Origin of the sequence: Sphingobacterium sp. JB170 (assembly GCF_900163865.1) — a bacterium.
In the GTDB taxonomy this organism is placed as follows: Bacteria; Bacteroidota; Bacteroidia; order Sphingobacteriales; family Sphingobacteriaceae; genus Sphingobacterium.
Genome location: NZ_FUKU01000016.1, coordinates 38,562 through 54,588, shown reverse-complemented (window position 1 = coordinate 54,588; position 16,027 = coordinate 38,562). Strand labels below are relative to the sequence as shown.

The window sequence follows — 16,027 nt, the reverse complement described above, 5'->3', positions numbered from 1 at the left end:
AAAACACTCCTTAAGATTCTAAATTATCATGTCCACTTTTTGCTGACGATTTACAAGCGCTAAGTATTCCCTCGAAGCGATTAGTAATACGATCTGACCGGGTCACAACCTCGACATCCTCACATGAAATTGGACACTGCTTAGATTTATTACATACACACCAAGGAACCCAGCCAGGTTCTGCCGGCTGTGCAGAAAATATAGACGGTTCAAATTGTGCAACTTGTGGGGACGAAATTTGTGATACCCCAGCCGACGATGGAAACGGTACTCTTAACGGCTATAATCCTGATCAGAATAATATAATGTCCTATTATTTTTTCCGTCATCGGTTCTCCAATGGTCAAGTGGCAAGGATGAAAACTACTATCTCAAATAATAGCATGTTACAGAAAGTGATTGGTCAAAATTGTGTAATTCCTAGTATGTCCGTAACCAAAACCACATTTTGTTCTGGTGAAAACATTGTGTACACTTTGCAGAACGGGGGAACAAATGTCGTTTGGAATGTGTCTCCAAATGCGGATATTATTTCGCAAAATAATAGCTCCATAACAATCAAACCAAAGACACTATTTGAGCGAACAGCATATGTTGAGGCCGTACTACCATTCCAAACCATAAAGAAGGAGGTATGGATTGGAACTCCTTTGGTCGGACTTACCATGTATTGCAATGATGTATTCAGTACAACTTGTGACTTAAACTCTGGTGGTGCATCGGGGTCTTTGCCCCCAGGTTCGAAAATCACCTTGAGTATGCTTGGAAAAGGTACTGACCTTTCTTCTACAAACGATTGGGAGTGGGAAAAAGGATTTGGTGATTTTATCTTTACCACAAGTGACGAATACGTTACGAGTCCAATTGACAACGGGAATGGTAGTCTTGGAAAAACTGCCACGATACAAATCAACGGATCAGGAACAATACAAATTAAAACACGTGCAAAGAATAGTTGTGGGTGGGGAGATTGGAAATATATAATGTATTCAGTTTCAATGTAGCATTTGTTGTCTTTTTTATGTTATATATATAACTATATGGTTATGACTAAAAAATGAACCTATGAAATATTTATGTATGATTTTAATGTCAATTACAACCTTGCAAATACAGGGTTGTAAAAAAGACTCGGAAAATGTTGACTCTACAACTATTGAGGGAACCTGGAAGTTAGTCGGCCAAAACTTGGGCTTGCCCGATGGGTATATTAAAGTAACAGATGGAGAGTTATTCACCTTGAATAACGACAGTACCTTTAAAAAAGGAACCGATAAGTGTAATGAGGGAGTTTATTCTATTACGGAGAATGTTATCACCTTAGATTATTCCTGCGAAATTAAAAAGTCTATGTTAAGTGATGGTATTCAAGAATGGGGTTATAGTCTTAAAAATGGCACCCTTCGAATATCTCCGAAATTTTTAAACTGCGATGAAGGTTGTACTTACGAGTATGAAAAGATTTCGAATAATTAAGTATTTAAATGCGTAAATCAGAGGGCTTGTTTTTGTAAACGGCCCTCTTTTATTTTAATTATTTAAGTTTCCCCTTTAAAATTATCTATCCCGCACCCCTCCACCCTATTTGTGTATCCATTCATTTCAGAATACGGCCTCAACTTTCGGTGTGATCCGGTTGTTTCTTCAATTCATGGATCAGTTTCTTGCCCAACCCTTCGCTATGTTATAAAGTACACCATAACGAACGTTTTCATAGTACTATATTTTTTAAAAATAAAATGAATAAAACGTGTTGGTACAGCTTATATAATTAGTTCGTATTGAAGTTCGTTATTAAAAAAAACAATTAGTACATTTAAACGTATAAAAAACGAACTAAGACAAAAACGATTACGTTTTAGCTTCGCTAAAAGTCGGAGTTTGTGGGCTCCGCCCACTTTACATTAATAGATTTAATAAACATTAAAAATGATATACGGTTACGCTCGGGTTTCAACAGAAGAACAAAATTTAGATGGACAAATTTTGGAGTTACAAAAATTAGGATGTGAAACAATAGTAGTTGAAAAAGTTTCTGGCAAAATTTTAAAACGTCCAGAGTTGCAAAGTTTAATAGCTTCTTTGCAAAAAAATGATGTGCTGATAGTTGTAAAGATTGATAGGCTAGCAAGGTCATTAATTGATTTAATTTTTCTACTGGATGAAATTGCAAGTCGTGAGGCAGTTTTAAAAATTGGAGCAACAAGTTATGATTTTTCAACGGCAGAGGGAAGATTTTACGCAGGATTATTTGGGTTAGTTGCAGAATATGAGAGGGCATTAATCAGTGAACGAACAAAACGCGGGTTAGCATCTGCAAGGGCAATGGGTAGAGTTGGAGGAAAACCAAAAGGTTTATCAGAAGAAGCAAAAAAGATTGCTAAAAAAGCTTATACAAACAGGTTAAAGGGGCTAACAGTTGAAGAAAATTTAAAGTTAACAGGAGTAAAAAGTAAAGATACATTATTCAAATACATAAGGTTCGAAGTAGCAAGATTAAGCGAAGAGACTGGACGAAAAATAGCAGAAAATGGACTGGATTTACTAAAAATAAAATAAATTTTTATGGAAAAATTAACCAAAAAGGAGTATGGATTACTGGCGATTGGATTACAGAATTTACTTGAACTTTATGCGGAACTTGGAATTCCAAAAGGAACAGAAAAAGCTGTAGAAGAGTTTGAACGACTGAGAACAAAATTACTAATATTAAAGGCAGATGAAAACTAATTTGGGAAATACCTAAAGGTCCGGGCTATCCGCTTTATCTTTTTGTTCTTGGTCAACTACGTCTCGACCAGGAACAAAAAGGATGCCGCTTCTATCCCTATTTCACGCGGTTTTAACTTTTCCCTCAATGATGGCGCGAACACAGCTAAAACCTTTCTCCCCTACCCTTCTTTTGTGGCCTGTCTCCTTCGGCAGACGGCTCCCTTCGGTCGGGCTGTTTATGGATTGATAATCCGGTGAAATAACCAAAATATTCGTCTCTTTTTTTGTATCAATTTTTCATTTAACACTTGATAAAGTTGCAATAATTGTGTATATTTAAAGTGTAATTAATCATGGATAATGATGGAAAATAACAAAACACCCGCTCTTCGATTGAATCGCAGAGGATATTTAGAATTTACATTTAAAAATGTAGATTATTTTATTCTTGAAGGGGTTCTTACGCTTAAAGGTAGGGCTAGTGGTTTCTCTTCGGAATATGATGATAAGGTTTACTTTATTGATAGAAAAATGCCAAATGAACGTTTAAAAGAGGGTCTAAAATATGCCATGGTTCATTATTTAGATGATAATTTAAATATTCAGAGGTAATTAAAAATGAGTCGTTTATCACGAAGACAAAAAAATTAGTACTATGCCATACACTTTCTATGTGAAGTTCTGGGAATTATTTGCTACTTATATTACATCACTCAATTTCATTATTTTTGTGGTGATCCTTTCTGTTTTGGCCTCTTTTATCCCTTATTTGAACTATTCTAACCATCCTGATAAATCTGAAAGGAAAAAAGTCTCTCTAAAGCTAGTTCTTTTAAACATCTGTGTTATAAATATCTTTTTTGTTTTGCTCTCCCTATTGAGCGGGCAGCTTTTAACAAAAGATTTACAAAATATAGCAACATTAAATTCAGCAATTTTAACCTTCGTAATTTTCCTCATTGTCTTTTTAGTTTCCTTTTTATTCTTTAATATATATATGATCGATAGGGAGGTGAAAAGGCGTAATATGGATGGATAAATATCATAATAACCATCATAAAATCAATAGATTAAACTCTATTAAGAAATAGTGGCACTTACAAAATCATGTTAGATTTATTAATTAAAAACATATGGCCGTTACCGAAAATAAATGGATGATTAGACCTGTTGATAAGGATAGAGTCGTTAGGGAAAGACTTAAAGTTGTTCTAAAAGAAAGTAATTTGTCTTGGGCTGAGCTGGCACGACAGAATTCATGTAACAAAGGCGCTCTTCAAAGATCAATAGAATCAAAACTAGGTTCTGTGAATGATTTTTTTAATCGTTATGGGTATGAGGTCGTTTTAAAACCACTATCCGATAAATAGGGTATGCTAAGACCTCTGTTCGTTTTATTCAGAAGATGCCTTAATATAAATGATTCCAAATCAATAAAAAATAGCAGACCCGTCATATAACAGTTTTGAATTAATTGTGCTATCAAAATCTTGGTTGTTCCAGGTCACCGGTTTCTGAAAGTGCTATCATTATATGGTGCTGCAGTTCCGGATCTTTTTTAATAGTGCTATCACCTTGTTCCATGCTAGGGAACGAGCTCGGCCAGATCCGGAATAAAAGTGATGCAATGGCCATCGGCAAAATCCAGATTTCTTTGGACGCCCGATGAAAAAAAATCCATCGCAAGTTATACTCTTTGACGGGTAATCCTTTTCCCTACTATTTCTCAGCCACGGGATCGTTCTGTTTTCCCAACGACTATTTTTGTGGCTTGTCCCTTCGGCAGACTACCCCCCTTCGGTCTCGCGGTTTATATGCTGATATACAGATTGTTAATTATTGTTGTTGTTGATTTTTTCTTGCAAAAGTTGCAATAAATGTGTATATTTATCTATAATCATTAGGCATATGACAGTTTATTTTGATAGCAAAACAGGAAATGTCCGCAGGTTTGTCGAGAAGCTTATATCGATTGATCCATCTATTGATGCAATTAATATCAATGATCTGGTTGAGATGGATCAGTTAATAGAAAAAGGGCATCTAGTAACCTATACTACTGGATCGGGGAACGTGCCAGTAACGACAGCTTATTTTATGGAGCGTTATCACGAACATATTTTGACCGTTTCTTGTTCGGGAAATAGAAACTGGGGAAGAAACTTTGCCATATGCGCTGTGATTTTATCTGCGCAATTTGATAAACCTATTGGCCACCGTTTTGAACTTTCAGGCCTTGATAATGATATATCTATTTTTTTAAATATCATACATTCATATTAACATATAAACCTATTAAAATATTATAATACTCTATTAATATCGAAATATTCAATAAATGTCTTTGTATATATCGATATATTGCATATATTTATATTATGTTTAACAATTTAAGTATATGACCGATGAATAGGATAACTCGGATATCTGAAATATTATGGAGTGTAGTTGCAGTATTTCTTCTGTTACATTCTGCTTTTATGTGGCTATGTAGGCCGTATATATTGCAAACAGGAGATCGGTATTTCGATTACTTTGTCAATGTGATTACAAGCAAAGTTTTTTTATGTATCTGGACGGTAATTCCCTTAATTATTTTGGCTTGTTGCGTTTATAGGTTAAATATGAAATTGATTCGCAAATGGTAGTTAATGTTTCATAATTGTTTATTTTAAGGTAAGAGCCCTCTATTTCTAGAGGGCTTTTTTTATCTTGGTTCGAAAGCTTCGCTACATTCAGCACAGATCACTTTTAAATCTGGTTTGCCCCAAATTCGATTTTCACAACTACACATATACCTTACTTTCTTTCCTGCTCTGCTTTCTTTTGGTTCTGACTCGCCTTCGCCTTCCCCCTCTTCCCCTTCGTCATTTTCGGTAACTGTCACATGCATGCCTGGACTCACTGGGAAGTAAGGTAAAATAAGATCATCCTTTTTCTCGGAAACGATCGCATCAAATTTCTGTATAAACAAACCATCTTCAATGGTGTAATCGTTCATACGCTGTCCCGTTGTCTTCCCCCCTACTTGACCGTTGTGCGATGGCATAAGGCCTACAGCGATCATTTTTTGAGCCCACTCCTTATTATGATAGTATCGTCTTGACGGCTTGCCTAAATCCTCTTGCCATAGATGGCACATTTCATGAACGATAGTACGGTGCAACTCTTCGTCATCAATATTGAAGGTATCGGGATTTATGGAAATCTCATGGATTTTTATCCCCTGTTTGTTTGTCCATCTATTAGGAGCAAAGAAACCCATTGCGCCATTTTTACGGCTCATGTTCAATAAGCAATCATTTAGTTCGCCATTAAATAACTCAGTATTATAATAGTTGTAGAGAGCTTCAATAGTTTGAAATTGATTTTTTGTAATTGCCATAATACTTGATTTACGTTGTAGTGTACACTACAAATATAATGAAATATATCGATATATTTAATGTTTTGCATTAAATAATATTAAAATATTATAGTATTATAGTATGAAAATACTTTATATAAAAACTTGCTATATTAAATATTATGTTATAACTTTGGTGATAACAAACGTAATAACATGGAAACGAAAATTAGAAAAATAGGAAACTCGTCAGGAGTGGTTATCTCTAAATCAATTCTAGTCGCTTCGAAAATAAGCGATCAGGATAAGGTGAGAATATCTGTAGATAATGGACGGATCGTAATTGAAAAATCTAGAAATCCGCGTGAGGGTTGGGAAGAAAGGTTCCTTGTAGCACGAGAAGCGGAAGAAACCTTTTTCCCGGAGAACTTATCCAGTAAGTTTGATAAAGAGGAGTGGACATGGGAATAAGGAGATTCGAAATCTATCTGATAAACCTAGATCCTACAGTAGGGGCAGAGATCAATAAAAGCAGGCCTTGTGCGGTCATCAGTCCTGACGTTATGAATAATGCACTAGATACAGTAATTATAGCCCCTTTGACCTCTACCATACGCACCTATCCATCTAGGGTAAACTGTAATGTCGCAGGAAAGACAGGGCAGGTTTGCTTGGATCAGATTCGATCCGTAGATCAGACTCGTTTATATAAACGGATCGGTGCTTTAGAAACTGGGGTTAGGTCATATATATGCGATGTTCTAATTGAAATGTTTGAATTATAGTGCATCCAACAAAACATATGTTTATATGAAAATATAAACATATTATAATATTAATATATCAAAATATATTAATATCTTTACACTATAGATATATGAATTAAATCAATATTATTTAGACATGAAGGAGATTAAAACATTAACTTTACGTAACCTAGAGCCGTTGTCAGCAAAACTGGAAGCGCTAAGGGAACGATTTAAATGCGGTTCTTCTGCACAAGCTATAATCCGTTCAGCTCAAAATTATTTAGAGCTCGAGAAGGAGAGAGATCAGTTACGAAAAGAGCTTTCGCAGTTAAGAAATAAGTATAGCAATTTGAATTATAAAGTCGATGATTTTTTTGAAGCCTTCGAAAAGCTAAAAAATAGATAATCGTTATCCGGGGAATGGGAGTAAGGAAGTAAAATCAAAATTTGATACGATGACCAAAGTTATAAAAACCACAAAGAAAAAAAAGGTTAAGGTAGTTTTACCCGAAGTACAGGAATATATTATTCAATCCAATACGGTGACTAATGCAATTAATGATTTTACTTTATATCAGGAACGGGTATTAACGGCTATTATATATCGACTACAGGAGCCCATTACCTTAGATCAGAATGGTAAAAACTATAAACAGCTCTCTTTGTTTGACAACAACTCTATCATACTTAACATTCCATTGAAAGAGATTTCATTACCTCGACAATACGACAAGGTAAAGCGATCGATCAGAGCGATGGCCACTTCCGAAGTTTCGTTTTCTTATTTTGACGAGAAGGGTAGACCGATGGAATACACATCAGGGTTATTTTCAGCTACAATGCCAACCAAAGGAAATGGAGGAGGCTATATTACGGTTAAATTTGAGCCTATTGTAGCTAATCTTTTAGTCAGTATACAAAAGGACGCTAAAGGCAATCCGATCCATTACACGAAGTTTATGTATCAAATAGCCCAGTCCGTTCGCTCTGCGTATACCTCTAAGCTGTACAAATTGATTTCGTCATGGAAGAAAAAGGGGGGATTCTACATTACCCGGGATAAACTTTATAAGTTTTTAGGCATAAAGGAAGGTGAGTATGAGAGTAATTCTGATTTTATGCGTAGAATCATTAAGCCTGCTCATGAAGAGCTATATGAACAGTCTGACTGTTGGTTCAACATGAAGGCTAAAGATTTCGTAAAACGTGAGAAGGATAGCCCAAGGGGCAAAGTACTTGGCTATAACTTTAAAGTGATTACACCCGAGTTGGGCGAGATTGAGGATAAAAAGATCGAACAAATTATTAACGTTCTTAGAGATCACTTTAAATGTAATGATGATGATATACAGGAGATCAAATTCATATTCGATGAAGACACATTCATTTACGAACAGGTCATGGGAAAGGTTTTGGAACTAGCCGAGAAGATCGAGAATGATAAGTCAATAGCTCATAAAAATAGATATGTTGTATCATCCTTACTCAACGAATTCGGTAAATAGTTCGCTTTTTGTCGGGGATAGAAAAGGAATGTTCGCTTTTTGTCGGAACAAAAGTTCTCTTTCTGTCGGGATATACTTCTCTTTTTGTCGGGATAAAGTTCGCTTTTTGTCAGGGACACACTGTATAAAAAAGCTTGTAAAACATTGTAGTACTGATGATTACAAAGGTTGTTAATTTTGCTACAATATCAATTGATAAAGAACAATTTCTTTATCAAATAAGGCATTTAGGTTGATATGTATTCATTTTTGAAACGAAATATGCCAGTTTGACAGGGAAAATGGAAAGAAAATCATCAAAACAAAGATGAAAGAGGGCCGCGAGCACAAAAAGTTCGCTTTTTGTCGGGATAGGTAGTCAGACATATTTAAATAATAGTTCGCTTTTTGTCACCGATAACTTATATACAACTGTAAATAAAGAAGATATAACATATTAATATTAATTGGAATAAACTTAAAAAAATGGAATTCAGCAGAATACTAGAACTCGTTGCAATAGGGGTTCTCTTTTTAGTCGTATTATGGTTTGCTAGTAAAAGCAGTAAAAGGTAGTAATTCGGGTAATTTATGAAGTCTTAAAGTATCCCGACAAAAAGCGAACATATCACACTATATAAATATTAACATATCAAAATATTAAAATATGAATACTACAAACAAACCACACGAAATTAAAACCGATATAATTATCGATTTTCAAAAGCAGGGAATAATAGTCGATGGAAGAAATTTAACATTTGCCAATGGTCTTACCCTAAACCTTACAATGGATCAGGTTGCATCTCTCAATGATCAGTATGTCGGCAATTACAAATGATGTAATGGATAGTTCGAAATTGATATTTGCAAGCTGTCAGCAACTTCCCGTACGAAAATATCTTTTCATTCAACAGGAACCCGATGCCACCATAGATTTATCGGCACTAGGACATTCAATAAGGAAAGAAAGGATTATTTCGGTAGCTCCTGAAAAAGACATTGACCAAACTATCAAGAATTTTCTAATCCATAAGCTTCGTAAATATTACCTTACTAATTTATGGATAGGTTTTTTAGTCTTATTTGGGATAGAAGGGCTAAAAGGTGGTGTTTTAAGATATATTAGTAAAAATGGTACTATCAGTACTGAAGCTATGTTACATTGGCGCAAAATAGCTGAAATTGGCCTTCCATTGGTGAGTTTGGTTATTATGATTTGGTTATGTATTGTAGGTTATCGAGTAGTTACCACGGCCTCGGTTATTAAAATCAAGCAAGAACCTACAGCAATAAAAGAGAAATAGGCCATCTTTAAGGACGGCCTATTTTAAATCAAATGTCTTCTTCGAGACGCATTCGCCCTATCCTTGTGGTTGCTTCCCAGCAGAGCCCTTAACGTTCAGGCGAACAGTCAAATATACAAAAAATAAACTTTAGTCCACATTCCATTCAAACTAATGTTATAGCCTATTTGATCGATTTTTGACCCTCGACATGAGTTTAAATTGTGCTATCAAAATCTAGTTTGTTCCAGGACACCGGTTATTGAAAGTGCTATCACTATATGGTGCTGCAGCTCCGTATCTTCTTTAAAAGTGCTATCACTTTGTTCCATGCTCGGGAACGAGCTCGGCCAGATCCGGAATAAAAGTGATGCAATGTCCATCGGCAAATCCAGATTTCTTTGGACGCCCGATGAAAAAAAATCCATTGGCTGTACATATGATCTTATACCTTAGGCAACCTTACAGGCATCGTGCCTGACGGTTACCTGTTTTGTGGGCTAGTGCATGTAAGGGGGGTATTATTAATTAATTATCACACAAAGTTACTTCGGCAGGTTGGCACGACCCAACAACACAATCCATCCGCACCCAATAAAATTGCAAACAAAATGGGTATCCCTCCCGATGGTCGGGAGCCTCCACGCTACGCTCATTTTGCCCGCAATTTTCTTTTGTCGTGGCAACCTCTAGCCTCGTAGAGGGGGCGTGTTAATTAATTAAATTTCAACTTTAAAAAACAATAAGTATGTATTACGAAATGACAGCAGAAGTAGGTAATCTCCTAAAAAATGATCAATCGTTTTCAAGAGTATTGAAAAAAGCGATGAAAGAAGTAGCGGAATTTAGAAAGATAATAAAATTGAAAAGCTCTTATATTTTCATTGAGGTTGAAATAAGAAATTGGCAAACATCTCTAAAGGTAAGCGCATTGAGCGAAGTCAAAGAATTTAAATTTGACTTCAAAATTAAACAAAATTACTATCTAGTTTTTGATGTGATGGAAACAATGTTAATCGTAGATGACGAAAAAGAATTTAAAAAAATAGATTAAAACCCTATACGCCCATCGACTCTTTCAGAGGGTGTCGATGGGCTAGTGGCACCGTTCGAATTAATAAATAAGAAGGCCATTATAGCCTTCTTATAAATGTCCGTATAGGGATATACTACGTCTTGCATAAACCTATCAAAATACAAACATATTATAATATTTAGATATTAAGATATTATTTAAAGTCGTATGTTTTTGCCAGTGCATCAAGAATCAATTCTTTAACAGATTTTCCAGTTTCCTTAGCATATTCATATTTTAATTGCTCGTGCCAAGACTGGGGTAAAGGGAGATTGAAAAACTTTGGTTTTTCCTCTTTTATCTCTTCCTTAACTGGGGTACTTAGTGTATCCTCTTCATTAGAACTTGGCTTTTGAAATAATAAACTTTTACCACTTTTTAGATTACTATTTCTTTCCGATAACCCTTCAAATTTCTTTGCCATATTTAACCTATATTTAATATTTCGTTTACTAAATTTTGATAATCTTTTGCTCCATTACTATCAGGTGCATGCGTGAAAATATCCACTCCTAAAGTCTGTGCCTCTGCTAATGATACATTCTCTCTTACATATGTATTGAACAGTTTATCTTCGAAAACTTTTTCAATTTCATCTTTGATATTACGGCCTAAAATAAGATTAGGTTTGTATTTAGTAAGAAAAACCCCTTCTACGTCTAAATCTGGGTTAAAATACTCACGCATATCATTGATAATACCTACCATTCTGTCTACACCCCTATAGGCAAAGTATTCTGCTTGTAAAGGGATTAAGACACTATTAGATGGAACTAACGCATTGATTGTCAATAATCCTAAAGACGGTGGACAATCAAATAAAATGTAATCATACTGATCTTTTATTGGATCTAAGAGCATTTTTATTTTAAGCTCACGTGCATGAGCCGAAATCAGTTCCATTTCAATTGCAACCAAATCTAAACTCGAAGGTACCAAGTCAAGATTATCGTTAATTTTTAAGATCGGGAGGGGGGTGTTTTCTCGTAAACTATCGTATATCGACCGTTCGATATCGTAGACTCCCAGTCCCTCGGTAAGGTTCGTTTGCGGATCGATATCGATCAGTAATACTTTCTTATCAGCTCGTGCTAAACATGCACCGATGTTGATTGTTGAAGTGGTCTTTCCTGTACCGCCTTTGTGATTGAGAATTGATATAATTTTTGTCATCTTGAAGATTTTTGATTTAACCAAAGATATGATAATATGTTCATATTATAAAATTAAAGTATGAAAATATATATATACTTTTTTATGTAAAATATCATCAATTTCTATCCCGACAAAAAGCGAACAATTTTCTTTGGACGCCCCATGAATAAAAATCCAAATTGTAGTGTACACTACGATTATTGTTTTAGTTTCATTCCCCAATATTCACATTAATATAATGCATTTATTAGGTGATATTAATTTCTGTAATCGATGATTATGATCTTTTTATAGGTGAGTACCCATACGTAATATATCGATATTGATATTACAAAAGGGGTAGGGAATATTCATTAAAATATGGATAGGAAATGCACATATTGAATTTAGTAACTGGTGATTTAGACATCTGTCAAAAGGTAGAAATAGGATTAAGCTTACCCTGGGAAAGGGCTTGAAGAAGGGGAGGGGAAGCCTTTCGCTGAAAGTCTTCCGAACAAAAAATTTCGGAGAAGCGAAGCTCTCCTATTTTTTGTGGTTAAGGAAGAGCAAGCAGAAACCGTATAGCATACAGTTTTAACAGTATAGAATACTGTTTATCAATTAGTTATGAATTTAATAATTTACAAAATGTAAATTTGTTGTAAATATATGTTGTTTAAGTTATTGAATATGATATATTTGTATTGTAAATTTATTCTTAAAAAATGAATACTAAAGATTATCAAGTAGTTCGGCTATCTAAGCTTACAGCTCAACGGATTAAATTATTTAATAAGGGTAATTCTTATGATGAAAACATTAATGCTTTTTTGGATTACTTTGATCGTACTGGTGCTAATCCTTGGTCATTAAAAGAACACCCGATTGAAATTACAATGAAGGGTTTCGATCGCACTATTGCGATTTTAAAAAGTATTGAAAAAACTAAAATAGACGTGTCTATGAAAAAGCTTTTAGATATTGAATCTTTACTTCGTCCACTAGCAGATTGGGTTCAAAAAGGAGTGGCTGAAAAAGAGGATTATACCAAAATAGACAATCAACTTGTAGGGGAAGGTGAAGGCCAGATTACCGAAGAGGAACTACAAACTCTTGTAAATCTTAACCAAAATTTGACAGCCAAAGTTGAAGAACTGGAAGAAGAGATTAGGCAAAAAAATAGTGAAATTTATGAGCTTACTAATTCCAGCTCTGGACAAAATTCAGAAGAAGTAAGTAACATTCGTCAACGGATTTCTGAAATCAGTAAACGTTTAGAAGAGGGTGCAAGAAAGTCCAGTTTCGGAAATGACTTTTCAATAAAATCTACTGACCTAAATTTTGTTGTCCAGTCATTAAAGAACATTAGTCTGTAGCAGTATGTTTGTTCAGGTTCATGCACCCAACAAAATGAAGGGAGGGGATAATAAGGGCTCCAGTTCTAATCTCGTAAATTATCTTGAGAAGGAAAATGAGGGAAAAGATGACCATCACCAACAACAATTTTTCAATCATTCCGAAGATAAGATTACAGCTGATCAAGCCCAATCCCTGATCGATGGTAACAATAAAAATATTGGTAAAGATGAAGCTAAATACTATATGCTATCCATCAATCCATCGCATAAAGAACAGCAACATTTAATCGAACGAATCACTGGCAAAAAGGTAGAGAGTATAAATGAATTAACACACACTGAAAAAGAACGTGTTTTCGTAGAAGTTAAAAGGTATTCCAATGAAGTGATGGGTGAATATGCTCGAAATTTTGGACGAGAAAATGTGTCGTCTGAAAAAGACTTAGTGTATGTTTCAAAGATTGAAGAGAACCGAACCTATAAACATTTTGCCCCCGAAGTAAAGCATAATAGTAAGATCAGAATCGAACAATCAAAGCTTCGTTTGCTAAAAGAGAATGTTTCTATGGGTGAGGCAAGAAAAATCGACTCAAAAATCAAAGAATTGGAAGCCCAGTTAAAACGCACGTCTTCGGGAAAAGAAATAGGAAAGGGTACTCCAAAGGAAGGTTTAAACCTTCATGTGCATGTTGTGGTTTCACGGAATAATGTACTTCAAAATACTAAACTTTCTCCTCTTTCAAAGTCTAGGGGAGGTGAGCAAATGTTCAATGGTAAGATGGTAAGACAGGGGTTTAACCATGAGCGATTTAAGGAGCGTTCTGCAAACCGTTTTTATTCGATGTACAATTATAAACCAAATGAAAGAGAACGCTACGTGCCTAAGAGTAAAAGGGGAAATAGTTCATTAATGCTTAATTCTATCAAAGGACATTTGGATGTTACGCGAAATGTAAAAGGATCTGTAAAAGGGTTAGCCTCGGAACTTGCTACGAGTAATATGCTATCTAATGAAAGACTTGTCGTAACAAATACAATTCAGGCTGTTAAAAATATTACGATGGTGGTAACAAATCCTAAAAGTGCAGTTGTCAGTATAGCCAAACAGATTGTATCAAAATTATTAACTAACGCTAGGAATATATGAAAATATACAATATAGATTTTGGAGATATCACGGTCGATTCCGTGATTTATTCGCTGATACTATTTTTCGTTTGTTTGCTTTTTCTGAATCTACCAACATTCAGGAAGAACAGTAAACTGTGTTTTCTGTTCAATGCTTTCATGCTTATCATTCTTTTGTATTTTTCAGTTCGTTATATCCCTTTATCAGTTAGCTTTATTATAACGGCACTTGTACTGGCTCTTGTGATAAGCTTTATTATGGCGTTTTCAAAAGATGCCGATGACCCGATGAAAAGAAAAGCGACTGGCGAAAACGGTGTAGTTCCTTTTGTGCTAAAAAGCAATAAAGGTAATTTGATCTTTAATAACCCGTTTAGAAATTTTATGGTCATTGGAGGGGCTAATGCAGGAAAGACAGCTTCGATTGGAAAACCACTTTTAGCGAATTATATTCAGAATAATTTTGCAGGATTTATTTACGATTTAAAGGATTTTGATTATACCAGGTCGGTCTATAACCTGATTAACAAATATGATTATCCTTACAAGTTCTACTATATCAACTTTGTGGATATGGACACCACGTATCGCACTAACGTTCTTGATCCAAAATTGATCGATGAAAATCTGATGTTACAACTTATGTCCGATATTCTTACATCCAATTTGGGTGATGGACAAAAGAACGAATGGTTTATCAATGGATTAGGAATATTTAAAGGCGTAGCAATGCGTTTTTATTACGATTATCCTCAACACTGCAATTTACCGACTATTGTAAATTTTTGTGTTCATAATGATGCAAAACGGATTACTGAATTTGTTAAGGGGCGTCCTGAAAGCGCATCGTTAGCCAGTGCTTTTATAGCTAGTGCCGATAGCATCAAGACACAGGCCAGTATTTTATCAACCCTCAATGGATACATTTCGGATTTAGCGTTTAATAAAAAGGTCTGCTATGTTCTTTCAGGGAATGATTTTGACTTTAATATCATTGACCCTGATGATCCTAAAATGATAACTGTTTCTAACAACTTTGGAATGCAGGACGTTATCGGCCCCGTTGTCGCACTAATGGTTAAGGTGCTTTCGAGACACTTCACATTAAAAAACCAAATCAATACTGTTTTTGGAATGGACGAGGGGACAACCTTTAAAATTGATGGCTTCGAAAACATGCCGTCTGTTTTAAGGGAGTATAAAGCTTCATTTCTTTTGTTGACACAATCCACCGCTAAGATCGAGAAAGTTTATGGCAAGCTAGATAAAGCATCGCTACAGGCCAATTTTGGCAACGTATTCTACGGTGCGATTTCCGAGACCAATGATATAAAGGATTTTTCTATTTTATTTACCAAGCGGAAAGAGCGTAAAGAAACTAGATCACGTGGGAGCTCGGGGAATCGAGGGAGCAGGAGTACTTCGGTTTCGCATCAGGAAAAAGAGCGTTACGAGCCCGCTTTTTTTAAACAGTTAAAAGCCGGGGAATTTGTGGGTGTGACCTCTGATGCTAATAAACCTGAATTTCATGTTCGATTTAAACCTTACGAATTTAAAGAAGAAGAAAAATTGATCTCATTGCCTATAGTCCATAGCGTTAAGCAAGACGATTTGAATAAACATTATAGCGCATTGGTTGCCTTAGTTAAATCTATATAATCAGAAATTATTTGAAAAAATATTTTATATCACGCTTTTGTATATGAAATATTTCGATATATTTGTTTTATAATTTTTATAATTAATCATTAA

Annotated in this window: 20 protein-coding genes and 1 pseudogene; 18 read left to right on the top strand and 3 right to left on the bottom strand. The window is 35.0% G+C overall.

Annotated features, from left to right (window positions below; all coding sequences use genetic code 11):
- Positions 1-65: 65 nt before the first annotated feature.
- From FM107_RS20180 to nrdI, 8 genes and pseudogenes are all read left to right on the top strand, one after another.
- Positions 66-359: pseudogene (locus FM107_RS20180) on the top strand (M43 family zinc metalloprotease); the annotation flags it as partial.
- Between the two features lie 66 nt (positions 360-425).
- On the top strand, positions 426-1,004 hold the full coding sequence (locus tag FM107_RS19920; RefSeq protein ID WP_256959346.1) for a hypothetical protein: 579 nt from the start codon (positions 426-428) through the stop codon (positions 1,002-1,004).
- 85 nt (positions 1,005-1,089) lie between these two features.
- Positions 1,090-1,476 (top strand): lipocalin family protein, encoded by a 387-nt coding sequence (locus FM107_RS04930; protein WP_143559430.1) that lies wholly within the window; start codon positions 1,090-1,092, stop codon positions 1,474-1,476.
- 453 nt (positions 1,477-1,929) lie between these two features.
- On the top strand, positions 1,930-2,559 hold the full coding sequence (locus FM107_RS04925; protein WP_086947415.1) for a recombinase family protein: 630 nt from the start codon (positions 1,930-1,932) through the stop codon (positions 2,557-2,559).
- A gap of 6 nt (positions 2,560-2,565) precedes the next feature.
- A complete protein-coding gene (locus tag FM107_RS19470; RefSeq protein WP_179204405.1) occupies positions 2,566-2,730 on the top strand; it encodes a hypothetical protein in 165 nt (54 codons plus the stop codon).
- A gap of 342 nt (positions 2,731-3,072) precedes the next feature.
- Positions 3,073-3,324 (top strand): hypothetical protein, encoded by a 252-nt coding sequence (locus tag FM107_RS04920; RefSeq protein ID WP_143559429.1) that lies wholly within the window; start codon positions 3,073-3,075, stop codon positions 3,322-3,324.
- A 521-nt stretch (positions 3,325-3,845) separates the two neighbouring features.
- Positions 3,846-4,082: a hypothetical protein gene (locus tag FM107_RS04910; protein WP_086947412.1), complete on the top strand. Its 237-nt coding sequence runs from the start codon at positions 3,846-3,848 to the stop codon at positions 4,080-4,082.
- 538 nt (positions 4,083-4,620) lie between these two features.
- Positions 4,621-4,995, top strand: coding sequence for a class Ib ribonucleoside-diphosphate reductase assembly flavoprotein NrdI (gene nrdI / locus FM107_RS04905; protein WP_086947411.1), 375 nt, complete (start codon positions 4,621-4,623; stop codon positions 4,993-4,995).
- A 424-nt stretch (positions 4,996-5,419) separates the two neighbouring features.
- Here the strand turns inward: nrdI and FM107_RS04900 are convergent, their stop codons facing one another.
- Positions 5,420-6,097 carry a SprT-like domain-containing protein gene (locus FM107_RS04900; RefSeq protein WP_086947410.1) on the bottom strand — a complete coding sequence of 226 codons (678 nt, stop codon included), beginning with the start codon at positions 6,095-6,097 and terminating at the stop codon, positions 5,420-5,422.
- A 177-nt stretch (positions 6,098-6,274) separates the two neighbouring features.
- Here FM107_RS04900 and FM107_RS04895 point away from each other — a divergent pair, with 177 nt between their 5' ends.
- From FM107_RS04895 to FM107_RS04870, 7 genes are all read left to right on the top strand, one after another.
- Positions 6,275-6,529: a hypothetical protein gene (locus FM107_RS04895; RefSeq protein WP_086947409.1), complete on the top strand. Its 255-nt coding sequence runs from the start codon at positions 6,275-6,277 to the stop codon at positions 6,527-6,529.
- Positions 6,520-6,843: a type II toxin-antitoxin system PemK/MazF family toxin gene (locus FM107_RS04890; protein ID WP_179204404.1), complete on the top strand. Its 324-nt coding sequence runs from the start codon at positions 6,520-6,522 to the stop codon at positions 6,841-6,843. The genes FM107_RS04895 and FM107_RS04890 overlap by 10 nt, the downstream gene beginning before the upstream one ends.
- A 118-nt stretch (positions 6,844-6,961) precedes the next feature.
- Entirely contained in the window at positions 6,962-7,213 is a 252-nt protein-coding gene (locus tag FM107_RS04885; protein ID WP_086947407.1) for a hypothetical protein, read from the top strand.
- 49 nt (positions 7,214-7,262) lie between these two features.
- Positions 7,263-8,312 carry a replication initiation protein gene (locus FM107_RS04880; protein ID WP_086947406.1) on the top strand — a complete coding sequence of 350 codons (1,050 nt, stop codon included), beginning with the start codon at positions 7,263-7,265 and terminating at the stop codon, positions 8,310-8,312.
- 646 nt (positions 8,313-8,958) lie between these two features.
- Positions 8,959-9,132, top strand: coding sequence for a hypothetical protein (locus tag FM107_RS19465; protein WP_179204403.1), 174 nt, complete (start codon positions 8,959-8,961; stop codon positions 9,130-9,132).
- Positions 9,113-9,598, top strand: coding sequence for a hypothetical protein (locus FM107_RS04875; protein WP_218778920.1), 486 nt, complete (start codon positions 9,113-9,115; stop codon positions 9,596-9,598). The genes FM107_RS19465 and FM107_RS04875 overlap by 20 nt, the downstream gene beginning before the upstream one ends.
- 727 nt (positions 9,599-10,325) lie before the next feature.
- Entirely contained in the window at positions 10,326-10,631 is a 306-nt protein-coding gene (locus FM107_RS04870) for a hypothetical protein (RefSeq protein ID WP_086947404.1), read from the top strand.
- A 175-nt stretch (positions 10,632-10,806) separates the two neighbouring features.
- Here FM107_RS04870 and FM107_RS04865 read toward each other — a convergent pair whose 3' ends face one another.
- Positions 10,807-11,076, bottom strand: a complete 270-nt coding sequence (locus FM107_RS04865; RefSeq protein ID WP_086947403.1) for a hypothetical protein — start codon at positions 11,074-11,076, stop codon at positions 10,807-10,809.
- A 2-nt stretch (positions 11,077-11,078) separates the two neighbouring features.
- A complete protein-coding gene (locus FM107_RS04860) occupies positions 11,079-11,825 on the bottom strand; it encodes a ParA family protein (RefSeq protein ID WP_086947402.1) in 747 nt (248 codons plus the stop codon).
- A gap of 689 nt (positions 11,826-12,514) precedes the next feature.
- Between FM107_RS04860 and FM107_RS04855 the strand changes: the two genes are divergently transcribed.
- Genes FM107_RS04855 through FM107_RS04845 form a run of 3 tightly spaced genes read left to right on the top strand, consistent with a single transcriptional unit; the run spans position 12,515 to position 15,934 of the window.
- Positions 12,515-13,165, top strand: a complete 651-nt coding sequence (locus FM107_RS04855) for a BfmA/BtgA family mobilization protein (RefSeq protein WP_086947401.1) — start codon at positions 12,515-12,517, stop codon at positions 13,163-13,165.
- A 4-nt stretch (positions 13,166-13,169) separates the two neighbouring features.
- Positions 13,170-14,294 carry a MobB family relaxase gene (mobB, locus tag FM107_RS04850; protein ID WP_086947400.1) on the top strand — a complete coding sequence of 375 codons (1,125 nt, stop codon included), beginning with the start codon at positions 13,170-13,172 and terminating at the stop codon, positions 14,292-14,294.
- The gene (locus FM107_RS04845) at positions 14,291-15,934 is read left to right on the top strand and encodes a type IV secretory system conjugative DNA transfer family protein (RefSeq protein ID WP_086947399.1); all 1,644 of its coding nucleotides are present in this window, start codon (positions 14,291-14,293) and stop codon (positions 15,932-15,934) included. The genes mobB and FM107_RS04845 overlap by 4 nt, the downstream gene beginning before the upstream one ends.
- Positions 15,935-16,027 lie beyond the last annotated feature (93 nt).